This window comes from Dactylosporangium salmoneum, assembly GCF_039532525.1.
In the GTDB taxonomy this organism is placed as follows: domain Bacteria; phylum Actinomycetota; class Actinomycetes; order Mycobacteriales; family Micromonosporaceae; genus Dactylosporangium; species Dactylosporangium salmoneum.
The window spans coordinates 1-22,429 of sequence record NZ_BAAARV010000066.1 but is presented as its reverse complement, the minus strand read 5'-3'; the positions used below and the strand labels follow the sequence as shown (position 1 = coordinate 22,429).

Here is a 22,429-nt window from a genome sequence, read left to right as displayed (position 1 = left end):
TCGCGCATGAAGCAGCGGCTGGCGGCGATGGCCGTCGGACTCGTCGCGGCGACCGGGGCCGTCCTCCTCCCGGCGAGCCCGGCGCGGGCCGACGTCATCCGCGACGACGAGTGGCATCTGCGGTACCTCGACGTAGCCGAGGCCAACCGGCAGACCCGCGGCGAGGGCGTCACCGTGGCGATTGTCGACCGCGGCGTCGACGCCACCCACGACGACCTGACCGGCTCCGTGCTCGACCCGGTGTACGTGCGGGCCACGGACCAGACGATCGCCGACCCCGACGGCCACGGCACCGCGCTCGCCGGGGCGATCGTGGGCCACGGGCACGGTGACGACCAGGGTGCCGGTGTGGTCGGTGTGGCGCCCGGGGCGAAGGTGCTGCCGGTCGTCGTCGACACGCCGATCGACCGGGCGCCGACCGCCGACGAACTGGCCGCCGGCGTCGACCTGGCGGTCGAGCAGAAGGCCCGGGTGATCGTGGTCGGGTACTCCGTCGCCGGCAGCGACCGCCTGTCCGAGGCGATCCGGGCCGCCCGTGCCGCCGACGCGATGGTGGTGGCCGCCGACGGCGACCAGCCCAGCCGCGACTTCGAGCCGTACCCGGCCGGCTACGAGGGCGTCCTGGCCGCCGTGCCGCTGAGCCGGGCCGGCGACGTGCGGGTGCAGTCCACCAGCGGGCGCCGCCTCGGCCTGGGCGTGCCCGGCTTCCAGATCATGACCACGAACGCCGGCAACCGCTACCGGGTGGACGACGGCAGCGCCTCGCCGGGCCTGCTCGCCGGGGCCGTCGCCCTGGTGCGGGCCGCCTACCCGGACGCGAGGTCGGCCGAGATCGTGCGCCGGCTGACGCTGACCGCGATCGATGCGGGGGCGAAGGGGGTCGACCCGGAGTACGGCCTGGGCCGCCTCGACCTGGTCCAAGCTCTCACCCGGCGACTGCCGGTACCCTCGCCATCACCCTCGGTGAGCCGGACCTCGGCCGGCGCGTCGCCGGCCGCCGCGCCGGTGGCCGGGCCCCCTCCGCCGCCCCGCTCGCGTGGCGAGTACGGGTGGCTGCTGGGGCTGCCGCTGCTCGCCGTGGTGCTCGTCCTGTTCGGCTACGCGGCGGCCGCGGAACGCCGGATCCGAATTTCGGCCCGGGACGAAGTAGATTCGGTGAGTGTCCAGTCGTAGCCCCGGTGTGCGGATCCCGGCCTCCAAGTATCCCGTCGAGCGATTCACCCTGCCCAACGGCCTGCGGGTGGTGCTGACCCCAGACCGCGCCGCCCCCGTGGTCGGCGTGGCGGTGGCCTACGACGTCGGCATCAGATCGGAGCCGCAGGGTCGGACCGGCTTCGCCCACCTGTTCGAGCACCTGATGTTCCAGGGCTCGGAGAACCTGGAGAAGCTCGCCCACTTCCGCCACGTGCAGGGCTCGGGCGGCACCTTCAACGGGTCGACGCACTTCGACTACACGGACTACTACGAGACCCTGCCCTCCAACGCGCTCGAGCGGGCGCTGTTCCTCGAGGCCGACCGCATGCGCGCGCCCCGGCTGACCGAGGAGAACCTCCGCAACCAGATCGACGTGGTGAAGGAGGAGATCCGGGTCAACGTGCTCAACCGGCCCTACGGCGGGTTCCCCTGGCTGCGCCTGCCCCCGGTCATGTTCGACACGTTCGCCAACGCCCACGACGGCTACGGCTCCTTCGAGGACCTCGAGTCGGCGACCGTGGCCGACGCCGCCGACTTCTTCGACCGGTACTACGCCTGCGGCAACGCCGTGCTGGCGGTCGCCGGCGACTTCGACGTGGCCACCGCCACCGCGCTGGTCGAGCGCCACTTCGGCGACGTGCCGGCGCGCCCGGCGCCGCAGCGCCCCGACTTCTCCGAGCCCGACCTGACGGCGGAGCGCCGCTCCACCTACGAGGACCGGCTCGCCCCGCTGCCCGCCGTCGCGGCCGCCTGGCGGGTGCCCGACCCGATCTCCGACCTGGCCGGCTACCTGCCCTACGTGGTGCTCGCCGAGGTGCTCACCGACGGCGACGCCTCCCGGCTGGTCGAGCGGCTGGTGCTGCGCGACCGGTCGGCGACCAGCATCGGCGGCTACATCGGCTTCATGGGCGAGCCCTTCGCGGTGCGCGACCCGACCGCCCTGGTGCTGCAGGCCCACCTGCCCCCGGGCGGGGACGTGGACAAGGTGCTGCGCAGCGTCGAGGAGGAGTGCGCCCGCATCGCCTCCGACGGTCTGGCCGCCGACGAGCTCAGCAGGACCCAGGCCCGCATGGCCACGCACCTGCTCCGCGACACCGACGCCGTGCTGGGCCGGGCCCTGCAGATGGCGCTGCTGGAGCAGCAGCGCGGCGAGCCGGAGCTGCTCAACCAGCTGCACACCCTGATCGGTGAGGTCACCGAGGAGCAGATCGTCGCGGCCGCCGGGCAGCTCGTGCCCACTCGCCGGGCCGCGGTCGAGGTCATCGCCGGAGGAGCCAAGTGACTGTGACCACCCCGCCGCGGGCACTGCCGGTGCTCGGGCCCAACCGCCCGCTGGCCCTGCCGACCACCGTCGAGCACACGCTGGACAACGGCCTGACCGTGATCGCGCTGCGGCGCTCGTCGGTGCCGCTGGTGGAGGTACGACTGCGGATCCCGTTCGCGCAGGCGAACCTCGCGCGGGCCGCGCTGCTCACCCAGACCGTGCTGTCCGGCACGTCCACCATGTCCACCGTGGACATCGCGGCCGAGCTGCAGAAGGTCGGCGGCGGGCTGTCCGCCGGCGCCGACCCGGACCGCCTGCTGATCTCCGGCAACGCCCTCGTCGGCGGCCTCGACCGGCTGCTGGACCTGCTCGCCGAGGTGCTGACCGACGCCGCCTACCCGGGCGAGGAGGTCGAAACCGAGCGCGCCCGCCTGGTCGACCGGATCCGGGTGGCCCAGAGCCAGCCGAGCCACCTGGCCCGGGTCGCGCTGCTCAAGCGGATGTACGACGCCCACCCGTACGCCGTGCAGACCCCCTCGCCGGAGCAGGTCGAGGCGGTCGGGCCGGACGCGCTGCGGGCCCTGCACGGCGAGCGGCTGCACCCGGCCGGCGCCACCCTCGTCATCGTCGGGGACCTGGAGCCGGAGCAGGCGGTCGCCGCGGCCCAGCGGATGCTCGGCAAGTGGAACGGCGGCGGCGTCACCGCCGAGCTGCCGCCCGCCCCGGCGCTGGAGCCCGGCCCGCTCACCCTGGTCGACCGGCCCGACTCGGTGCAGTCCTCGCTGCGGGTGGCCCTGCCGGCGGTGTCGCGCAGGCACCCCGACCACGCGGCCCTGCAGCTGGCCAACCTGGTCTTCGGCGGCTACTTCTCCTCCCGCTGGGTGGAGAACATCCGCGAGGACAAGGGGTACACGTACGGCCCCCACTCGCTCGTCGAGCACGCGGTCGCCGGCTCGGCGTTGGTCCTCTCGGCCGAGGTGGCGACGGAGGTGACCGCCCCGGCGCTGCTGGAGACCCTCTACGAGCTCGGGCGCATCGCCAGCCTGCCGCCGAAGGACGAGGAGCTGGAGCAGGCCCGGCAGTACGCGCTCGGCACCCTCCAGCTGGGCATGTCCACGCAGGCCGGGCTGGCCGGGCTGGTCTCCACCTACGCGGGCTTCGGGCTGCGGCTGGACTTCCTGGCCGAGCACGCCCAGCGCCTCGCCCGGGCGAGCAAGGAGGAGGTGGCGGCGGTCGCGGCGAAGTACCTCGCCCCGTCCCGCGCCGCCGCGGTCGTCCTCGGCGACGCCGCGAAGGTCGAGTCCTCGCTGGCCGGGCTGCTGCCGGTGGTGCGGGCCGAGGGGTCATGAGCTCGAGCCCCCCGTTCGCCTCGGGGCCGCTCGACCGGGCGGCCCACCGCCGCACCGACGAGGCATGGCTGAAGGAGGCCTGGTCCCGCGCCCGGGTCGTGGTCGTCGACGACGGCCACGTCCTGGTCCACGAGGGCGAGCCGCCGCAGCTCGTGCTGATCGACCCGGCCGGGGCGCCCGAGGGGGAGCGGTTCTTCCTCGGCGAGGAGGAGGACGGCACGGTGTACTTCGCCGTCGCCGCGGACGTCACCGCGCCCGAGGGCACGCGGCGGGTCAACCTGCGCCAGGTCGGGCACGCGCTGCCCGACCTGCCCGCCGGGCTCTTCATCACCGCGGTCGCGCTGGCCAACTGGCACTCCCGGCACCCGTACAGCCCGCTGAGCGGCAAGCTGACGGTCGCCGCGCAGGCCGGCTGGGTGCGCATGACCGAGGACGGCGAGGAGACGCTCTGGCCGCGCACCGACCCGGCCGTGATCATGCTCGTGCACGACGGCGTGGCCGGCCCCGACGGGCGCTGCCTGCTCGGCTTCAACGCCCAGTGGAAGGCGCTCGGCACCACCGTGCCGCGCTTCTCCACCCTCGCCGGGTTCGTCGAGCCCGGCGAGTCGGCCGAGATGGCGGTCGCCCGCGAGGTGCTGGAGGAGGTCGGGGTCAAGGTCGGCGAGGTCACCTACGTGGCCAGCCAGCCGTGGCCCTTCCCCGGCTCGCTCATGCTCGGCTTCCACGCGCGGGCCGAGGCCGGCGCGGCGATCACCGTCGACGTCGAGGAGATCGCCGAGGCCCGCTGGCTGACCCGCACCGAGATCGCCGAGGTGCTCGAGGGCCGCTCGAGTGAGTTCGGGCTGCCGTTCCCGGCGTCGATCGCCCACTTCCTCCTCACGAAGTGGCTCTACGCCTGAGCGCCTCCGCGTGCCACGCCGCGCACCACCGGTCGAGCACGGCCGCGGCCTCGGCCGGCTCGACCTCGCGCAGCTCGTCGTCGATGCGCAGGCTCACGAAGGCGTTGGTCGGGTGCCATCCGAGGTCGCGCCAGACCGCCTCGTCGGTCACCCCGCCCGTGGGGGTGACCGTGCGGCGCAGCAGTGACAGCGGCCGCTCCGGCGTCGTCTCCTCGTCGACCCGCACGAAGTAGGTCACCAGGCGGCGCGGGGCGGCCGGCGGCCCGGCCCGCCAGGCCCGCAGCGCGGCGGCGGTCAGCCGCTCGTCCGGCTCGGGGGCCGGCGGCCGGTAGGCGCGCGTGTGCATCCAGCCCAGCAGGTCGGGCTCGGGTGCCAGGCCGGCGTCGCGCGCCTCGGCGACGAAGCGCTCCGGCCACAGCCAGAGCCCGTCGGTGTGCAGCGGCGCCCGCCCTCGGCCGATCGTGGTGCCGCCGGCCAGATAGTCCGCGATCAGCCGGCGCCGGTCGGGATCGGCCACCCGCGGTCGCTCCGGCGCGTTCGGTACCGCGTAGAGATGAGCAACCCGCATGGTGGCCGGCCTCCCCAGGCATTCCGGCGTTCGCCAGCCACCGTAACGGATTCAGCAGCGTTCAGCTACCGACAGTTTCCAGGTGCTTCTTGACCTGCACGATCGAGGGGTTCGTCAGCGCCGTGCCGTCGTCGAAGCGCAGCGTCGGGACGGTCTGGTTGCCGCCGTTGACGCTCTCCACGAACTTCGCCGCCTCCGGGTCCCGCTCGATGTCGACGACCTGGTACTGAATGCCCTCGCGGTCCATCTGACTCTTGAGGCGGTGGCAGTAGCCGCACCAGGTGGTGGAGTACATGGTCAACATGGGGTGGATCCTCCAAAAAGCATCGGCGGGGTCACACACGGCAAAGCGGCATAACGTCGTACCCCCCTGGAATGATGTCCAGCTGTGGCGGACTCCTCAGAGATTCTCGCCGGGCTCGACCCGGACCAAGCGGTCGCCGTGACCGCTCCGGCCGGGCCGCTGTGCATCCTGGCCGGTGCCGGCACCGGCAAGACCAGGGCGATCACGCACCGCATCGCCCACCGTGTCCGGTCCGGGCAGGTCCGGGCCCAGCACGTCCTCGCCGTCACGTTCACCGCCCGGGCCGCCGCCGAGATGCGCGAGCGGCTCGGCCGGCTCGGCGCCGACGGGGTGCAGGCCCGCACCTTCCACGCCGCCGCGCTGCGCCAGGTGCGCTACTTCGCGCCCCGGCTGTTCTCCGGCCGCGACATGCCCGAGCTGCTCGACAGCAAGGCCCGGCTGGTCGGGGCCGCGGCCACCCGGGCCGGCCTGCGCACCGACCGCGAGGTCGCCCGCGACCTGGCGAGCGAGATCGAGTGGGCCAAGGCGTCGCTGGTCGAGCCGGACGACTACGCGGCCGCGGCGTCCAAGGCGATGCGCGAGCCGCCGTTGGACGCGGCCAAGGTCGCCCAGGTCTACGCACACTACGAGCGGCTCAAACGGGCCCAGGGCGTGATCGACTTCGAGGACATGATCCGCGCGGCGATCTGGGCCGTCGAGGAGCACCCCGACGTCGCCGAGCAGGTGCGGGCGCAGTATCGCCATTTCGTCGTCGACGAGTACCAGGACGTCAACCCGATGCAGCAGCGGCTGCTCGACGCCTGGCTGGGCGGGCGCGAGGATCTCACCGTGGTCGGCGACGCCAGCCAGACGATCTACTCCTTCACCGGGGCGAGCGCCTCCTACCTGGTCGACTTCAAGCGCCGCCACCCCGCCGCCACGGTGGTCCGGCTGGTGCGCGACTACCGCTCCACCCCGCAGGTCGTCGGCCTGGCCAACGCGGTCATCTCCCGGGCCCGCGGCGACCTGTCCCGGCTGCGCCTCGAGCTCGTCGGCCAGCGCCCGGCCGGCCCGGAGCCGACCGTGCGCATCTTCGCCGACGAGCCGGAGGAGGCGGCCGCCGTGGCCGCCCGCTGCGCCGAGCTCATCGCCGGCGGCACCCCGGCCCGCGAGATCGCCATCCTCTTCCGGGTGAACGCCCAGTCCGAGGTCTACCAGGAGGCGCTGGCCGAGGCGGGGGTGCCCTACGTGCTGCACGGCACCGAGCGCTTCTTCGACCGGGTCGAGGTGCGCGAGGCCATGTTCGCGCTGCGCGCGTACCGCGGGGAGCCGGCCGACGGCCTCGTCCCGACCGTGCACGCCGCGCTGGAGCGGGTCGGCTGGCGGCCCGACGCCGCGCCCGCCGGCGGTGCCCAGCGGGAGCGGTGGGAGTCGGTGGCCGCGCTGGTCGCCCTGGCCGAGGGCATGCCCACCCTCTCCCTGGAGGAGTTCCACGCCGAGCTGGCCCGGCGCGCGGCGCTGCAGCACGTGCCGACCGTCGAGGGCGTGACGCTCTCGTCGTTGCACTCGGCGAAGGGCCTCGAGTGGGACGCGGTGTTCCTGGTCGGGCTGGCCGAGGGGACCCTGCCCGTCATCCACGCCAGGACCCCGGACGCGGTCGAGGAGGAGCGGCGCCTGTTGTACGTCGGGGTGACCCGCGCCCGCCACACCCTCTGGCTGTCGCACGCCTCCGCCCGCACCCCAGGCGGCCGCTCCCGCCGCCCGAGCCGGTTCGTGCCGTCGTCCGCCCCGTCCGCGCAGGCCGTGCGCAAGCCCCTCGACAAGGCGGCGGTCGCGGGCCGGGTCCGGCGGGTCATGGCCGTCTCCTGCCGGGTCTGCGGTGCCGGGCTGGTCAACGGGGCCGAGCGCAAGCTCGGCCGGTGCGCCACCTGCCCGTCGGATCTCGACGAGGAGCTGCTGGCCCGGCTCGTCGACTGGCGGGCCCGGCTGGCCGCGGTGCAGAAGGTCCCGGCCTTTGTGATTTTCACCGACGTGACCCTGGCGGCCATCGCCGAGCGGCGCCCCGGCCGGCGCGAGGAACTCGCCGTGATCGCCGGGATCGGGCCGCGGAAGCTGGGGCTCTACGGCGACGACGTGCTCGCCCTCGTCGCCGGCACGTCGGTCGACACCCTCACTGAGCAGGCCTGACGGGCCGGACCGCGGCCCGGTTCACCCGGTTGCGGGCCAGCTGGAAATGTGACAAGGACTTTTCCCGGAAATTCGATTGCCCTACCGTGAAGGCACGGCATAGCCTGCGAACACGACGCCGGACGACCGGCGGCGACACACCACGAGTCTGCGGAGAGAAGGTGGCCCCCGTGAAGCTCTATTCGACATCGGAGCGGCGGTCGCTGCTGCCTGCCGTCTGCTCGCAAGCCTCGGTGCGTCGTGTCTCGCCGACCGCCCTGCTGTCGTGGCACGAGTCTGCCCTTGCCCAGGCGCTGGTCCTGGCTCCGGCTGCCTCCGTCCCGGCAGTCTCCGTCCCGGCTACGGCCGTCCCGGCCACGGTTGTCCCGGCTGCCGCCGGCGCTACCGAGCCGGTTCGGGTCGAGGGCACGGTTCGGGTCACCGAGCCGGGCGGCGACGACCAGGCCCGCACCGGCGACACCAGCATCAGCACCACCGACGAGATTCAGCTCGACCGGCGTGGGGCCCAGGTTCAGGGGACCAATGGGTTCGACGCGAAGCACAGCATGACGGCTCTGAAGCCCAATGGCGGAGTCCGCGGAATACCACCTCGAGGCAGGCCGGTCTAACAAGACCGACTCACCGGCTCACCTCGAGGCCGCGGAACCCGACACCGGGATCCGCGGCCTCATTCATTTGTACCGAACGATCAACCAGACGATCGACAGACAGAAAGGGGTGACCGGGATGAGCCTGGCCTTGGCATCGATCGACGTGCGCGACGCGTCGGCCGTGGACGAGCGTCTCCGTGTTACTGCGCGAGGCGTCAAGTCCGACCTGCCGTGCCGCACCTTCGACCCGGACCTGTGGTTCGCCGACTCGCCGGCGGAGCTCGAGCTCGCGAAGTCGCTCTGTGTGGAGTGCCCGCTCCGCGCCGAGTGCCTGGCGGGCGCGATCGAGCGCGCCGAGCCCTGGGGTGTCTGGGGTGGCGAGATCTTCGAGCGTGGCGCCGTTGTGCCGCGCAAGCGTCCGCGGGGCCGCCCGCGCAAGGAGGACGTCGCCCGCGACGCCGTCCTGCGGGTCGAGGTCGCCGCTCGCACCAAGGCGGTCACCGCCGGTGTGGCGGCCTGACATGAGCGCACATCGACAGCCAGCCAGCCGAGGGCCGCGCCACGCGCGACCGACCCGGCTCCGTACGACCACTCACACGACTGCCATCAGGAGCATTGAGATGTCCTTGCAACTACTCCACGAAGCACTATCACGGGCCCGAATGCGTGGGCCTCAGGCTGTCAAGCGCTCTGAGGCTTACCCGTCCGCCCGTCAGGTCGCCATCCGCGCTCGGCGCGAGCAGGAGTCGTACCTGACCCGATAACTGCCCGTCGCGGGCCCCCTTCCAAGTGGAGGGGGCCCGTCCTATTTCTTGCGCCGGGTCTTCTTGGCCGGCGGCTCGGCGAACCCGGGCAGCCAGTCGGTCAGGATCTGCCGGTATCCGGCCCGGGCCTCCAGCTGGCACAACACGCCGATCGACCCCAGCGTGACCCGGTGCACCATCATGTACGAGGGCGGGAGGTTGAGCTGCCGGCTCAGCGCGTACGCCGGGCTCTTCGGGTTGGCCAGCCGCCCCGCCTCCGAGCGCAGCCACGCGCGGGTGAACTGGAACTCGTCCTCGGCGAGCGGGTCGAGCATCGGCCGGATGTACCCGAGCACGGCCGCCGCGTCGAACTTGGCATCGCCCTTGATGAACCCCTCCTGCTGCAGGCCCTCGAGCACCGCCTGGGCGTCCCCCGCGAGCGCCAGCCGGGTCAGCCGCCCGATGATCTCCGGATGGCCGCCGGGCAGCTGGGCCACGGCACCGAAGTCGAGCACCCCGAGCCGCCCATCGGCCAGCAGCCGATAGTTGCCCGGGTGCGGATCGGCGTGCAGCATCTCGACCCGGGCCGGCGCCGAGAAGTGCAGCAGCGCCATGAGCTTCCCGGCGCGGTTGCGCTCTTCCTCGGTGCCGCCGGAGATGATCGTCGACAGCGGGGTGCCCTCGACCCACTCGGTCACCAGCACGCGGGGCGACGAGGCGAGCACCGGCGGCACGAAGATGTCGGGGTCCGCGTCGAAGGCGGTCGCGAACGCGGTCTGCGAGCGGGCCTCCAGCTCGTAGTCGAGCTCCTCGGTCACCCGGTCGCGGATCTCGGCGACCAGCGGCTTGACGTCCAGGCCGGGCTGGATGGCCTTGAACAGCCCGGCGAAGCGCGCCAGCTGGTTGAGATCGGAGCGCAGCGCGTCCCCGGCGCCCGGGTACTGCACCTTGACCGCCACCGTCCGCCCGTCGGACCAGACCGCCCGGTGCACCTGCCCGATGCTGGCCGCCGCGGCCGGCTTGTCGTCGAACTCCTTGAACAGCGACCGCCAGTCCGCCCCGAGCGACTCGTCCAGCACCTTGTGCACGCTGGCGGTCGGCAGCGGCGGCGCGGCCTCCTGCAGCTTGGTGAGCGCGGCCCGGTAGGGCCCGGCGAGCTCCTCGGGCAGCGCGGCCTCGAAGACGGACAGCGCCTGCCCCATCTTCATCGCGCCGCCCTTGAGCTGCCCGAGCACGCTGAACAGATGCTCGGCGGTGCGCCGCTGCACGTCGGCCGACACCACGTCGGCCGCCATGCCGGTGACGCGCTTGCCGAGCCCGAGCGCGGCCCGTCCGGCCAGCCCGAGGGGAAGCGACGCCAGCCGTGCGGTGCGGGCGACTGCGCCCCTGGGGATCTCGGTCACAAGTCATTCTTACCTGGTCCGCGCACTCGGCGACGGCGACGGCAGTCACAGGCCTCGCACAAGCCCCGTTTCGTCCCGCCCTGCGGCGCGAATTCCGCCGCCCGGTCTTCTTGGTTGGCGGCTGGTTTTGCCCCGCCCTGCGGCTCAATTGGCGCTGCCCGGGCTTCGCCGTTGGCGGCAGGTTTGCCCGCCCCCGCGGCTCAATTGGCGCCTTTTGCCCCGCCCCGCGGCTCAGTTGGCGCTGCCCGGCCTGCGCCGCCGGCGGCAGGTTTGCCCGCCCCCGCGGCTCAATTGGCGCCTTTTGCCCCGCCCGCTCAACTGGCGCTGCCCGGCCTGCGCCGCCGGCGGCAGGTGCAGCGGGGGTGGGCGGACCACTCCCGCCGTACCGTCTCGCCGGCCCTCGGTATCTCGACCAGCGCCGCCTCCGTCCGCACCGGGTCGCCGTCCAGGTAGGCCAGCACCTCCTCCGCCGCGAAGGCCGCCCCGGCCATGACCGTGGTCACGCTGCACGGCTCGCCTCCGCCCGGCGGGGCCGTGGCCAGCTGGGCGGCCATCACCGGCCAGGCCGGGTCGCGGTCGATGCGGTGCAGGTCCAGGCACGTGCGGCACGGGGAGCCCGCCGGCCGCACCAGCGGCCCGACGAGGACCGTGCCCAGCCGCACGGTCACCTCAAGGCGCGGCAGGGCGTGCAGCCGGTAGCCGCGGCGGGCCAGGCCGGGCGGGTGCCGGTCGCCCACGCGCACGAGGAAGTCGACGTTGTCCGCGCGCACCGATGAAACATCCACCCCCGGCGCGATGCGGGCGATCGCCGAGGACGTGGCCAAGGTCCGCGGCTCGGAGACGTCGGACCGGGCGAGGCCGCCCACGGCCACGTCGCCGTGGGTCGCGGCGCCGTCGACCAGCGGGTCCACGTGGCCGATGCCGGCGCCGGCGAGCGCGGTGGCCAGTGGGGCCACCAGCGGGCCCTCGCCGGCGACCACGACCCGCGCGGCGGTGCGGCGGCGCAGGACGTCGGCGGGCGTCCGGGCGTCGTCGCCGGCCCGCAGGCGCAGGCCGATGGCGGCCGCCTCGACGGTCAGGCGGGCGCCCACGTGGCCGGGCAGGCCGGTGGGCAGCAGCGCGTGGGAGCCGACCAGCAGGCCCGACGAGCGCAGCGCCTGGATCAGGTCGAGCACGTCGGAGCCGTCGAGGCCGAGCGCCTCCGCCTCGGCCACCAGGGTGTGCACGGTGTGCCGGCCGTCGAGCAGGTCGAGGGCGCGGGCCAGCTCGGGGCGGTTCAGTTCGAGGACGATCGCCGTGGCCGGGTCGGTGCCGAGCTGGACGGTGCGTTCGTCGCGCCAGAGGCGTCGCAGGCCGGGCAGGAGCGTCGGTCGCATAGACCACCATTAACACGGCTGCGCGCCGGCCGACGCGGTTATCCACAGGATGATCCACCGTCGGCCGGCGTTATCCACAGCTGGGACCCGGGTTGTCCACAGGCGGAGGCGCAATCGCGCGGGGGTACGCACAGGTTCGCAAGGACTCGCGAGAACCTTCTTAACCGAAAAATCGGATATGTCCGTCACGAGGTGGCGGACATATCCGGGCCGAATGCCAGGTGTGGACGGGGACCCCTGGCGGGTTGCGTCGTTCGGCCCGGGTGTGGGCCACGTGCGGGGCGGGCGTCGAGGGCGCCCTGGAGCGTCAGGCCTTGCCGAGGATCCGGTTGACGGTGGTGCCGCACACCGGGCACGGGCCCTTCGCCGTCTTCATGCCGTTCTTCGAGATGGCGATCTCGCCCTCGAAGTCCCGCTTCTCCTTGCACTTGACGCAGTAGCCGTTGTAGGTCTCGGCCACGATGCCCTCCTCATCTCGGTCCGGCACGCCCCGCGTACCGGTGCTGACCAGCTAGGCCAACGTGGTGAGTGTGCCTTGTCGGACACTCGGGGAAAGTGCGGTTAGACGGGACACGCCGAGCGTAATCGGAAGATCTTCCTCCAACCGCACCGTACACACTATGCACAGCCTGGGGATAACCGTGTGGGCAACGGTGTGGGTTGCTGTGGATGAAATCGCGCCCGGGTCCCGGAGCAGGCCGGACTTCCGGTGGAATCTTTCCGGCGAGTCACCACGAATGGGTGACTTACGGGCGCGCTCCCGGAGATTGGCCCTTGCGAAGGGATGGCCGCCTCCGGCTAGCGTTCCTCCGTGAGCGGTACCCGAGGGGGGCCGGCATGACACGCAAGCCGGTCATCGAGGTGCGGCGCAGCAAGCGCCGCCGACGCACGGTGTCTGCCTACCGCGACGGTGAGCGGGTGGTCGTGCTGATACCGGCCCAGTTCTCCCGTGCGGAGGAGCGCGAGTGGGTCGACCGCATGCTGGAGCGCCTCGCCGCCCGTGAGCAGCGCGCCCGCCGCACCGACGTGGAGCTGACCGCCCGCGCACAGCGCCTCGCCGCCCGCTACCTGCCCGACCACCCCGCGGCCGCCCGCCCGGCGAGCGTGCGGTGGGTGCAGAACCAGAACGGCCGTTGGGGATCTTGCACGCCGGACGACGGTACCATCCGGATCTCTCACCGCGTTCAGGAGATGCCGGACTGGGTGATCGACTACGTACTGCTGCACGAGCTGTCACACTTGGTCATACCGAGCCACAGCGGCGCCTTCTGGGCGCTCGTGGCCCGCTATCCGAAGGCGGAGCGGGCCCGGGGGTATCTTGAGGGGGTGTCGGCGGCAGCAGGGCTGGGGATCACCGAGTGACGGTGGCCGCGGTTGTTGCGCTGCTGGTGCCGGTGACCTGGTCGCCGCCCGGCACTGACCTGGACTCCTGGCGGGCCGCGATGGCCGAGGACCTGGTCGACCTGCTCACCCCGCTGCCGCGCGTCCAGGCGGCCATCGCCGCCGTCGCGGACGACATGCCGCTGGCCGCCAAGATCGCCTGGCCGTCGACCCGCATCTACGAGGTCGAGACCCCGACCATCCGCGCCGCCCTGGCCGCGGCGGCCGCCGACGGGCACGACAAGGCCGCGGTGGTCCTGGCCGACGCGCCCGACCTGCCGGCCATGCTCATCGGCAAGCTGCTGCGCCCGCTGTCCACCCGGCACTTGGCCATCGCGCCCGCTCATGACGGCGGCCTGCTCGCAGCCTCCGCCCGCCTGCCGTTGCCGGACTGGGTGCCGGAGCTGGACGCCGAGGCCGGCGACGTGGTCACCGCCCGCCGCCCGGCCCCCGACCCCACCATGGTCGCCGCCGCCCCGGGCTGGCACCGTCTCCGCGGCCCGGCCGACCTGCGCCGCCTCGACCCTGGCCTGGACGGCTGGGAAGCCACCCGCGCGATCTTGACCTGAGAAACCGGGCAAATCGCCGCTTAGGTCGTGTCGGGCGGAAAATCCGATAAGTCGTGGCGCGCCAGCGCCCGACTTATCGCTGAAAGCAGCGAGCCGTGTTCGGCGCAGCGTGGTGCCCGGGCTCGCGGGAAGCGCGGAGGCGGGTCGGCGTGCGGGGGAGGGCGTCAGCCGTAGGCCGTGTTCGGCGCAGCGTGATGCTCAGGCTCGCGGGGGGAGGGCGTCAGCCGCAGGCCGTGTTCGGCGCAGCGTGATGCCCGACTCATCGCGGTGCCCAGGCTCGTGGGAAGCGCGGAAGTGGGTCGGCGCGCGGGGGAGCAGCGAGCCATGCCCGGCCGGAACAGTCGGAGCTGGCGCTCATCGCTGCCAGCTCCGACGTGCCAAGCGCGGGCAACTACTCCTTGGGCTCCTCGCCGGTTTCGTCGTTGAAGCCCAGGTCGCCCAGGTCGAGCTGGGTCCGCGCGAACATCTCCGGATCCGCGAACGCCTCCTCGTCGGGCAGCAGGTCCGGGTGGCCCCACAGCGCGTCCCGGCCGCTGATGCCCCGGTGCTCGGTCAGCGCGTTCCACAGCGCCGTGGCCTCGCGCAGCCGCCGCGGCCGCAGCTCCAGCCCGACGAGGGCCGCGAAGGTCTGCTCCGCCGGCCCACCGGCCGCCCGGCGGCGGCGGAAGGCCTCCGAGAGGCGCACCACGTCGGGGAGGCGGTCGCCGGCGGCCCGGTCGACGACGTGGCAGACCCAGCCCTCGACCAGCGCAAGCGCGGTCTCCAGCCGGGCCAGCGCGGCCCGCTGCTGCGGCGTGTCCTCGGGCGTGAAGATGCCTTCGAGCACCAGCTCCTGGGGGTCGGTGCCCATCGTCGTGGGGTCGAAGCGGCTCATCGCCTCTTCGATCGCTTCGCGGTCGACGTGGATCCCGGCGGCGTAGGCCTCCACGGCGGCGAAGACGTGCCCGCGCAGCCACGGCACGTGGCCGAAGAGCCGCTGGTGGGCCGCCTCGCGCAGGGCCACGTAGAGGCGCACCTGGTCGTCGGGGATTTCCAGGCCCTTGCCGTACTCCGCGATGTTGGCCGGCACCAGCGCCGCCGTGCCCGCCGGGCCGAGCGGAAGGCCGATGTCGCCGGCCGAGAGCACCTCGGCGGCGAGCGAGCCGAGCGCGGTGCCCAGCTGGCCGCCGAGCAGGGCCCCGCCGAGGGAGGCGACCATCGAGGTCATCGGGCCCATCTGGGCGCGCATCTCCTCGGGCACCAGCTCGGTCATCGCCGACACCATGCGGGCCGCCACCGGGTCGCACAGCTTGCGCCAGACCGGCAGGGTCTGGTTCAGCCACTCGCCGCGGCTCCAGGCCGAGGTCGAGCGCACGCCGGACGGGAGGGAGGACTCGGGCTCGAGCCACAGGTCGGCCAGGCGCAGCGCCTCGATGACCGAGGCGCGCTCCACGGCGGTCACCGCCGGGTCGCCGACCGGCTTGCTGGCCTCGCTGTCGACCTCGGGCATCGGCACCTGCACCTGGGTGCCGGGCATGGCGAAGCCGACCGGGAACTGCGACATGCCCGCGCCCGGGCCGTTGCCGGTCAGGTGGGCCTGGGCCAGCTGGCGGGCCAGATCCCAGTTGACCGGACCGCCGCCGGGCGTGGCGAAAAGCTGCTGCAGCTGGCTGAGGAATTGCTGCATCTGGCGCGGATCATTGGGATCCGGCACGTCGCCGCCGGACGGACCGAAGCCGAACGGGATGTCTGCGGGCATTCCTCAACGGTACTCGCTTCCAGGTGGGATGGGTCGGGGGCGCTAGGCTCGCCGCCATGAGACGTCGTGGGCTCACCGTGCTGTTCGGCGCGTTGCTGCTGTTGGTGCTGTCCTGGCAGGCGACCGTGGTCAAGGTGCCGTATGTCGCGATGGGGCCCGGACCGACGTACGACACCCTGGGAACGGACACGGGCAAGCCGGGCGGCCATCCGATCATCAGCGTCGAGGGCGCCACGGCCACCAAGTCCAAGGGGCAGCTGCGCATGACCACGGTGTCGGTGCAGCCTGAGCTCACGTTGTACGAGGCGATGGCCGGCTGGTTCGAGCACGACCACGCCGTCGTGCCGCGGGAGCTCATCTACCCGCCCGACCGCACCCAGCAGCAGGTCGACGAGGACAACGCCCGGGACTTCCAGCAGTCCCAGACCTCGGCCGAGACGGTGGCGCTGCGCAAGCTCGGCTACCCGGTGCTCGTCACCGTCGGCGAGGTGAGCGAGGGCTTCCCGGCCGTCGGCAAGCTGCAGAAGGACGACGTCATCAAGGCCGTGGACGGCACCGCCGTCGACTCGCCGGACAAGCTCACCGAGCTGATCCGGGCCAAGCCGGCCGGCACCGTGCGCCAGGTGGAGATCGTCCGCGGCGGGCAGACGCAGACCGTCGAGATCGCCACCAAGGCCGGCGACGACGGCAACCCGCGCCTCGGCGTGCAGGTGGGCACCACGCAGCCGCACCCCTTCAAGCTGACCATCCAGCTGGACAAGATCGGCGGCCCGTCGGCCGGCCTCATGTTCACGCTCGGCATCATCGACACCATCGAGCCCGAGGACCTGACCGGCGGAATGATCATCGCTGGTACCGGCACGATCGACGACGCCGGCAACGTCGGGCCGATCGGTGGCATCCCGCAGAAGCTGGTCGCCGCGAAGGCCGCCGGGGCCAAGGTGTTCCTCACGCCCGCCAGCAACTGCGCCGAGGCGATGGACAATCCGCAGCCCGGCCTGCCCCTCGTCAAGGTCACCAACGTGGACGACGCGCTGGCGGCGCTGACGGCGCTGCGGGCCGGTCGGACGCCAGCTTTGTGCAGCCGATGACTACGCTGAACGAGTTTCCATACGCGAACGGGCGGAGCCGACCGTGGTAATGCGTAATCCGATGACCAGGGTGAGCCGGCGTGGCCGGGTCACGATCGCCGTGCTGGTGGTCGTCTTCCTGTTGTTCACGCTGTTCGACCGGGTGGTCGGTGCGTGGGCGGACTACCTGTGGTTTTCCGAGGTCAAGTACCCCCAGGTCTTCACCGGGGTGCTCACGACCCGAATCTGGATGTTCCTGATCTTCGGGGTGGCCGTCGGGCTGGTCATCGCCGGTAACCTCTACCTGGCCTACCGCACCCGCCCGCTGCTGCGCCCGCACTCGGCCGAGCAGCACGCGCTGGATCGCTACCGGCTCTTCCTCCTGCCCCACATGATGGGCTGGATCGTCCTGGTCGCCGCCCTGATCGGGCTCTTCTCCGGGCTCTCGGCCCAGGGTCACTGGCAGGACTGGATGCTGTTCAGCAACAGCACCCCGTTCGGCAAGACCGACCCTGAGTTCCACGTCGACCTGTCGTTCTACGTGTTCGAGTACCCGTTCTGGCGCTACCTGCTGGGCGTGGCCTTCACGACCGTGGTCTTCTCCCTGCTCGGCGCGCTGGCCCTGCACTACCTCTTCGGCGGGGTCCGGCTGCAGGGCGCCGGCGAGCGGATGACCGCCGCCGCCCGGGCCCACCTGACCGCCCTGGTCGCGGCGTTCGTGCTGCTCAAGGCGGCCGCCTACTTCCTGGACCGGCGCGGCCTGCTGCTGGACAAGTTCCCCACCCAGGACCTCTACGGCGCCGGCTACACCAACATCAACGCCCTGCTGCCGGCGAAGGAGATCCTGGCCTGGATCTCGATCATCGTGGCGATCGCGATCCTGGTCTTCTCCAACGCGTTCATGCGTAACCTGGTGTGGCCGGGCCTGGCCTTGGGCCTGCTCGCCCTGTCGGCGGTCGCGGTCGGCGGCATCTACCCGGCCGCGGTGCAGTCCTTCACCGTGAAGCCGAGCCAGCTGCAGAAGGAGTCGCCGTACTTCCAGTACGCGATCGACGCCACCAGGGACGCGTTCGGCCTGAAGGACGTCAAGGTCGAGGCCTACGAGGCGGACAACCCCAACCCGCCGGCCAGCCTGGTCGACGGCAAGGACGCCACGGTCAACAACATCCGGCTGCTCGACCCGGCCGTCGTCGGCGACACGTACACCCAGCAGCAGCAGGTCCGCGGCTTCTACGAGTTCAACCCGAAGCTCGACATCGACCGCTACACGATCGACGGCAAGACGCAGGACTACATCGTCGGCGTCCGTGAGATCCGCTACGACCAGCTGCAGCAGAACAACTGGCAGAACCGCCACAGCGTGTACACGCACGGCTACGGGTTCGTGGCCGCCCCGGCCAACCAGGTCGTCTGCAGCGGCCAGCCGCTGTACGTCTCGGGCTTCTTCGGCGACTCGGCCCAGCCGGACGCCAACAAGGTCGAGGGCAAGAGCTGCGTGGCCGACAAGGACAAGATCCCGGTCACCCATCCGCAGATCTACTACGGCGAGCAGATGGGCGACGTCTACGCGATCGTCGGCAAGGCCAAGGCGGGCGACCGCGACGCCGAGTTCAACGTGCCGACCGGGGGCGAGGACCAGTCGAGCACCTACTCGACGTACGACGGCAGCGGCGGCGTCGCCGTGAACAACTTCTGGCGCCGGCTGCTCTTCGCCTCGTACTTCCGCGAGACGAACTTCCTGCTTTCCGGGGTGCTCAACGACCACTCCAAGGTCATGTACGTGCGCGACCCGGAGACCCGGGTGCGCAACATCGCCCCGTTCCTGACCCTGGACAGCGACCCGTACCCGGCCGTGGTCGACGGCAAGATCCAGTGGATCATCGACGGCTACACGACGTCGGCGACGTACCCGTACGCGCAGAAGCTGGACTGGAACACCGCGATCCAGGACTCCTCGACCAGCGGCCGGGTCTTCCCGGAGCCCCGCCAGGACGTCAACTACCTGCGCAACTCCGTCAAGGCCACCGTCGACGCCTACACCGGCGAGGTCAAGCTCTACGCCTTCGACGACCAGGACCCGGTGCTCAAGACCTGGAACAAGGCCTTCGGCGGCAAGCTGGTCCAGCCCCGCTCGGCGATCTCGCAGAGCCTGATGGACCACCTGCGCTACCCCGAGGACCAGTTCAAGGTCCAGCGCGACCTGCTCAGCCGCTTCCACGTGACCTCGCCCGACGGCTTCTTCTCCGGGCAGGACTTCTGGGAGGTCCCGAAGGACCCGGCCAACAGCACGGCCGACCAGCCGCCGTACTACATCGTCGCCCAGCTGCCGAAGCAGGACTCGGCCCGCTTCCAGCTGACCGCCGCGATGGCGCCGCGCAAGCGGGGCAACCTGGCGGCCCTCATGTCCGCCTCCTACGTCAACGGCCAGCCACGCTTCGAGGTGCTGGAGCTGCCGGCCAACACGGCGATCCAGGGCCCGAACCAGACGCACGCCAGCATGACCTCACTCGTCGACGCGAGAAAGGACCTGACCCAGTTCGCGTCGAGCAACTCCGACGTCATCTACGGCAACCTGCTCTCGCTACCGGTCGCCAACGGCATGCTGTACGTCGAGCCGATCTATCTGAGAAACAAGAACGACAAGGCCTTCCCGCGCATGCAGAAGGTGCTGGTGGCCTACGGCCAGTACATGGCCTACGCCGACACGCTCACCCAGGGCCTGCAGGAGCTGGTCAAACAGGTGACGGGTCAAGCACCGCCGCCGCAGACCGACCCCGGCCAGGGCGACCAGGGCGGCACCACGACCGGCAACCAGCCGAGCACGCCCCAGATCCAGGAAGCGATCGCCGCCATGAACAAGGCGATCGCGGACCTGGAGGCGGCTCAGAAGTCCGGTGACTTCGAGGCGTACGGCAAGGCCCTCAAGGCCCTGCAGGACGCCATCGGGAGGTACCAGGACGCGGTGAAGGCGGCGGGCGGCACTCCTGCCGCCACGCCCTCGGTGGGCGCCTCCCCGGGCCCGTCCGTGTCCGCCTCGACCGGGACGTCTGCGGCCGCTTCGCCGCAGCCTTCCGCGGGCTGATCGCGTGTATGTCACCCGGGCCGGGGTCACGGATCCCGGTCTGGGTGACGCCGGACACTATCCCCCGGCGCCGATTTGGAACCCGGGACGAAGGTGCGCTAATCTAAACAAGCCGACGCGGGGTGGAGCAGCTCGGTAGCTCGCTGGGCTCATAACCCAGAGGTCGCAGGTTCAAATCCTGTCCCCGCTACAAAGGAAAGCGCCCTTCCAGAGATTCTCTGGGAGGGCGCTTTCGCGTCTGGTGTAGCCAGGGCGCCGTTTCAAGCCCGCATTGCCCAGTCCTTTCCGAAGAATTGACCAGCGATGCGCTCGGCTGACTGGCGGTCCTTGCCCACCGACCGGTGCGTGTAGATCTGCGCCGTGACGGTCACGTTCGCGTGACCGAGCCGGTCGCTCACCACCTTGAGGTCTTCGCCGTTGTCGAGCGCCAACGTGGCGTAGGTGTGCCGCACATCGTGCAGCCGGATTCGGGGGACGTCGGCCAGGTCGACCATGCGGTTGAACCGGCGGGTGATCGTGTCCGGATGCACAGGCGTCCGTCCGAGTGGCAGAACAGCTTGCCGTGGTCCTGGTAGCCGCTCCCGAAGTCCTTGCGTACCCTGTCCAGCATCGTGAGGTGCTGCCGTAGGTGCGCCACGGTCACCGGGTCAAGCGAGACGACGCGGCCGAAACTGCTCTCCGTCTTGCCATCGGAGTTCTGGGCCTTCCCGCCGACCACGACGCGGGTGTCTTCCATCGTCAGCGGGCCGGGACTCGCGCCAGTTCCAAGGCTGTGACGTGCGTGCACGTCAACGGCCGTCTCAAGATCGGTCCTGGCAGTGTGGGGGTCAGGGGTCGAGTGACCCGTCGAGCAACGGTCCGAGCCCGACGGATCGGGTCTCAAATCACCCGCTGCTGAATTTGACGAACACGTCAGACGGGTCGATCGAACTGTCGATGGCGATCAGAACTGCGATCGGTGAGGTGGTCTCGAAAGCAACCGGGACGATCGTGTACTTCTTCCACTGGTCGCTCGGCCAGCCGTACTCGGCCGGGGCGCGGGACACGAAGAACGCCACGCCTTGCTCGGGCAACGCTGTGTAGTGGTTCACTTGGAGGAACTCGTCTACGCAGCCTGGTGATGCGGTGAAGCGCAGCTGGAAGAGGTACGACGGAAACAGGCCGTCCCAGTGAGCGGCGTAACGGGCACTCGGTTGTCCGCATGCTGGCAGGACCATGTGTGCCCGCGCGAGATTTCGGTCGAGCGATTCACCGCCGTCGGACCCCGGATACGCCCTCGGATCGTCGGGGTAGAGGACGTAAGCCAACGACACCGCCAGCAACGCGACTAAGCCCACTACGAGACCGACTCGCCAGGAGAGGCGTCGCCGAGCCCTAGCGGCGAGACGTGACCAGGTCGGTTGTGAGGGCGTCATGGATCGCGAATATACGGCGAGTGTCGGTCCTGGCCTGTCAGGATCTCGTGGCGGTTTAGAGGAGATTCAGTGCACCTCCGCAGTTCGCCGCCGAGTGTGGACACGGCGCCGGCGCGGCGTGGCGGCACCGCTCGCACGTCAGGCGGGCTGTAGCCAAATATGTAGCCAGGAGGCTCCGGCACGGCCGGGGATGGATCGGCACGGGTGAGACGCTCGGCACTATATGGCCAGGTCATGAGCACACGGACGCGATCGGATGCGACCGCTGAGACGTCCACGATTTGCTCATAACCCAGAGGTCGCAGGTTCAAATCCTGTCCCTGCTACTCATCTGAACGGCCCCTGCTCACGCAGGGGCCGTTCGCCTTTTGACGAGTAGCCTTTCCCGCTCGCTTCGCTCGCTCCCTGAAGAGTGGGGGAGCTTCGCCCCACCCACGCCCCCTCAACTGCTGCGGTGGGTGGGAACCCGGGACGAAGATGCGCTAACCTAACCAAGCCGACGCGGGGTGGAGCAGCTCGGTAGCTCGCTGGGCTCATAACCCAGAGGTCGCAGGTTCAAATCCTGTCCCCGCTACAACCTGAGGGCCCCTGCTTTGTGCAGGGGCCCTCGCCTTTTGGGTTGTAGCCTTGCCCGCTCGCTTCGCTCGCTCCCTGAAAGTGGGGGAGCTTCGCTCCACCCACGCCCCCTCAACTGCTGCGGTGGGTGCGCTGGTCGGGTTCGGTCCACCCACACCGTCCCAACTGCGGCGGGCGTGCGCTGGTCGGGTTTGCGCTCAGCGCAACCCCTCAACAGGTGAGCGCGGAGGGCCCGGAGCGGGCCCTCCGCGCTTGGTGCGGGCTTACGGGCTAGCCGTAGACCTCGAACTCGAAGAGCGAGTAGCCGTATGCGGTACCGCGAGCGGTGCCGTTGATCCGCACGTACCGGCCGGTGGCGGCGAGGGCGGTGTTGTCGTCCACCCCGCCGTCTCCATTGGTGATCGTGCGGACCGTTGTCCAGTTCGTGCCGTCGGGCGAGGTTTGGATCGTGTAGTTCTTGCCGTACGCGGCCTCCCAGGTCAGCTTCACCCGGCTGATCGACGTCGGCTGACCCAGGTCGACCTGGATCCACTGCGGGTCGCTGAACGCGCTCGACCACCGGGTGGTGAGGGAGCCGTCCACCGCGGCCGAGGCCGGGGTGCCGGCGTTCTCCACGCTCGACGCCGTCACCGGGCGGCTCAGTGCCAGGTTTCCGGTCGGCTGCGGTGGAGTGGTGCCGCCGTAGACCTCGAACTCGAAGAGCGAGTAGCCGTATGCGGTACCGCGAGCGGTGCCGTTGATCC

At 71.4% G+C, this 22,429-nt stretch carries 20 protein-coding genes and 2 tRNA genes; 13 read left to right on the top strand and 9 right to left on the bottom strand.

Annotation, left to right across the window (positions count from 1 at the left end; all coding sequences use genetic code 11):
- The first annotated feature begins 6 nt into the window (after positions 1-6).
- Genes ABD352_RS33410 through nudC form a run of 4 tightly spaced genes read left to right on the top strand, consistent with a single transcriptional unit; the run spans position 7 to position 4,706 of the window.
- On the top strand, positions 7-1,173 hold the full coding sequence (locus tag ABD352_RS33410) for a S8 family peptidase (RefSeq protein ID WP_344616519.1): 1,167 nt from the start codon (positions 7-9) through the stop codon (positions 1,171-1,173).
- Positions 1,160-2,476 carry a M16 family metallopeptidase gene (locus ABD352_RS33405; RefSeq protein WP_344616518.1) on the top strand — a complete coding sequence of 439 codons (1,317 nt, stop codon included), beginning with the start codon at positions 1,160-1,162 and terminating at the stop codon, positions 2,474-2,476. The genes ABD352_RS33410 and ABD352_RS33405 overlap by 14 nt, the downstream gene beginning before the upstream one ends.
- The gene (locus tag ABD352_RS33400; RefSeq protein WP_344616517.1) at positions 2,473-3,807 is read left to right on the top strand and encodes a M16 family metallopeptidase; all 1,335 of its coding nucleotides are present in this window, start codon (positions 2,473-2,475) and stop codon (positions 3,805-3,807) included. Before ABD352_RS33405 ends, ABD352_RS33400 begins: the two co-directional genes overlap by 4 nt.
- Positions 3,804-4,706 carry an NAD(+) diphosphatase gene (gene nudC, locus ABD352_RS33395; protein WP_344616516.1) on the top strand — a complete coding sequence of 301 codons (903 nt, stop codon included), beginning with the start codon at positions 3,804-3,806 and terminating at the stop codon, positions 4,704-4,706. The genes ABD352_RS33400 and nudC overlap by 4 nt, the downstream gene beginning before the upstream one ends.
- Here the strand turns inward: nudC and ABD352_RS33390 are convergent.
- Positions 4,684-5,274 carry a hypothetical protein gene (locus ABD352_RS33390; protein ID WP_344616515.1) on the bottom strand — a complete coding sequence of 197 codons (591 nt, stop codon included), beginning with the start codon at positions 5,272-5,274 and terminating at the stop codon, positions 4,684-4,686. The two genes, nudC and ABD352_RS33390, sit on opposite strands and share 23 nt — an antisense overlap.
- Before the next feature lie 61 nt (positions 5,275-5,335).
- Positions 5,336-5,578, bottom strand: a complete 243-nt coding sequence (locus ABD352_RS33385) for a mycoredoxin (RefSeq protein ID WP_344616514.1) — start codon at positions 5,576-5,578, stop codon at positions 5,336-5,338.
- An 84-nt stretch (positions 5,579-5,662) separates the two neighbouring features.
- On the opposite strand from ABD352_RS33385, the gene ABD352_RS33380 reads away from it, so the two are divergent.
- From ABD352_RS33380 to ABD352_RS33370, 3 genes are all read left to right on the top strand, one after another.
- On the top strand, positions 5,663-7,744 hold the full coding sequence (locus ABD352_RS33380) for an ATP-dependent DNA helicase UvrD2 (RefSeq protein ID WP_344616513.1): 2,082 nt from the start codon (positions 5,663-5,665) through the stop codon (positions 7,742-7,744).
- Positions 7,745-7,914: 170 nt separating this feature from the next.
- The gene (locus tag ABD352_RS33375; RefSeq protein ID WP_344616512.1) at positions 7,915-8,352 is read left to right on the top strand and encodes a hypothetical protein; all 438 of its coding nucleotides are present in this window, start codon (positions 7,915-7,917) and stop codon (positions 8,350-8,352) included.
- Between the two features lie 118 nt (positions 8,353-8,470).
- Complete coding sequence (locus tag ABD352_RS33370; protein WP_344616617.1) at positions 8,471-8,854, top strand: WhiB family transcriptional regulator; 384 nt, start codon at positions 8,471-8,473, stop codon at positions 8,852-8,854.
- Positions 8,855-9,139: 285 nt separating this feature from the next.
- Here ABD352_RS33370 and ABD352_RS33365 read toward each other — a convergent pair whose 3' ends face one another.
- From ABD352_RS33365 to ABD352_RS33355, 3 genes are all read right to left on the bottom strand, one after another.
- Complete coding sequence (locus tag ABD352_RS33365; protein WP_344616511.1) at positions 9,140-10,480, bottom strand: ABC1 kinase family protein; 1,341 nt, start codon at positions 10,478-10,480, stop codon at positions 9,140-9,142.
- 314 nt (positions 10,481-10,794) lie between these two features.
- On the bottom strand, positions 10,795-11,856 hold the full coding sequence (locus ABD352_RS33360; RefSeq protein WP_344616510.1) for a hypothetical protein: 1,062 nt from the start codon (positions 11,854-11,856) through the stop codon (positions 10,795-10,797).
- A gap of 307 nt (positions 11,857-12,163) precedes the next feature.
- A complete protein-coding gene (locus ABD352_RS33355; RefSeq protein WP_425553753.1) occupies positions 12,164-12,319 on the bottom strand; it encodes a DUF5679 domain-containing protein in 156 nt (51 codons plus the stop codon).
- Between the two features lie 374 nt (positions 12,320-12,693).
- On the opposite strand from ABD352_RS33355, the gene ABD352_RS33350 reads away from it, so the two are divergent.
- Positions 12,694-13,218, top strand: coding sequence for a M48 metallopeptidase family protein (locus ABD352_RS33350; protein ID WP_344616508.1), 525 nt, complete (start codon positions 12,694-12,696; stop codon positions 13,216-13,218).
- On the top strand, positions 13,215-13,805 hold the full coding sequence (locus tag ABD352_RS33345; protein ID WP_344616507.1) for a hypothetical protein: 591 nt from the start codon (positions 13,215-13,217) through the stop codon (positions 13,803-13,805). Before ABD352_RS33350 ends, ABD352_RS33345 begins: the two co-directional genes overlap by 4 nt.
- Positions 13,806-14,196: 391 nt before the next feature.
- Here the strand turns inward: ABD352_RS33345 and ABD352_RS33340 are convergent, their stop codons facing one another.
- A complete protein-coding gene (locus tag ABD352_RS33340) occupies positions 14,197-15,543 on the bottom strand; it encodes a zinc-dependent metalloprotease (protein ID WP_344616506.1) in 1,347 nt (448 codons plus the stop codon).
- Positions 15,544-15,599: 56 nt separating this feature from the next.
- Here ABD352_RS33340 and ABD352_RS33335 point away from each other — a divergent pair, with 56 nt between their 5' ends.
- From ABD352_RS33335 to ABD352_RS33325, 3 genes are all read left to right on the top strand, one after another.
- On the top strand, positions 15,600-16,634 hold the full coding sequence (locus ABD352_RS33335) for a YlbL family protein (RefSeq protein ID WP_344616505.1): 1,035 nt from the start codon (positions 15,600-15,602) through the stop codon (positions 16,632-16,634).
- A gap of 61 nt (positions 16,635-16,695) precedes the next feature.
- Entirely contained in the window at positions 16,696-19,695 is a 3,000-nt protein-coding gene (locus tag ABD352_RS33330) for a UPF0182 family membrane protein (protein ID WP_344616504.1), read from the top strand.
- A 116-nt stretch (positions 19,696-19,811) separates the two neighbouring features.
- Positions 19,812-19,885, top strand: a tRNA-Met gene (locus ABD352_RS33325).
- 70 nt (positions 19,886-19,955) lie between these two features.
- Here the strand turns inward: ABD352_RS33325 and ABD352_RS33320 are convergent.
- Together ABD352_RS33320 and ABD352_RS33315 are read right to left on the bottom strand one after the other, a co-directional pair.
- A complete protein-coding gene (locus ABD352_RS33320) occupies positions 19,956-20,225 on the bottom strand; it encodes a tyrosine-type recombinase/integrase (RefSeq protein ID WP_344616503.1) in 270 nt (89 codons plus the stop codon).
- Positions 20,226-20,579: 354 nt separating this feature from the next.
- Positions 20,580-21,032 carry a hypothetical protein gene (locus tag ABD352_RS33315; RefSeq protein WP_344616502.1) on the bottom strand — a complete coding sequence of 151 codons (453 nt, stop codon included), beginning with the start codon at positions 21,030-21,032 and terminating at the stop codon, positions 20,580-20,582.
- 578 nt (positions 21,033-21,610) lie between these two features.
- On the opposite strand from ABD352_RS33315, the gene ABD352_RS33310 reads away from it, so the two are divergent.
- A tRNA-Met gene (locus ABD352_RS33310) sits at positions 21,611-21,684 on the top strand.
- Between the two features lie 272 nt (positions 21,685-21,956).
- Here ABD352_RS33310 and ABD352_RS33305 read toward each other — a convergent pair.
- Positions 21,957-22,429, bottom strand: a 473-nt coding sequence (locus tag ABD352_RS33305) for a discoidin domain-containing protein (RefSeq protein WP_344616501.1), incomplete at its 5' end; no start/stop codon positions are given.

Coding starts and splice junctions, on each gene's coding strand:
- ABD352_RS33410 (WP_344616519.1), top strand. CDS start 7: ATGAAGCAGCGGCTGGCGGCGATGGCCGTCGGACTCGTCGCGGCGACC.
- nudC (WP_344616516.1), top strand. CDS start 3,804: ATGAGCTCGAGCCCCCCGTTCGCCTCGGGGCCGCTCGACCGGGCGGCC.
- ABD352_RS33390 (WP_344616515.1), bottom strand. CDS start 5,274: ATGCGGGTTGCTCATCTCTACGCGGTACCGAACGCGCCGGAGCGACCG.
- ABD352_RS33385 (WP_344616514.1), bottom strand. CDS start 5,578: ATGTTGACCATGTACTCCACCACCTGGTGCGGCTACTGCCACCGCCTC.
- ABD352_RS33370 (WP_344616617.1), top strand. CDS start 8,471: ATGAGCCTGGCCTTGGCATCGATCGACGTGCGCGACGCGTCGGCCGTG.
- ABD352_RS33360 (WP_344616510.1), bottom strand. CDS start 11,856: ATGCGACCGACGCTCCTGCCCGGCCTGCGACGCCTCTGGCGCGACGAA.
- ABD352_RS33350 (WP_344616508.1), top strand. CDS start 12,694: ATGACACGCAAGCCGGTCATCGAGGTGCGGCGCAGCAAGCGCCGCCGA.
- ABD352_RS33340 (WP_344616506.1), bottom strand. CDS start 15,543: ATGCCCGCAGACATCCCGTTCGGCTTCGGTCCGTCCGGCGGCGACGTG.
- ABD352_RS33335 (WP_344616505.1), top strand. CDS start 15,600: ATGAGACGTCGTGGGCTCACCGTGCTGTTCGGCGCGTTGCTGCTGTTG.
- ABD352_RS33330 (WP_344616504.1), top strand. CDS start 16,696: ATGACCAGGGTGAGCCGGCGTGGCCGGGTCACGATCGCCGTGCTGGTG.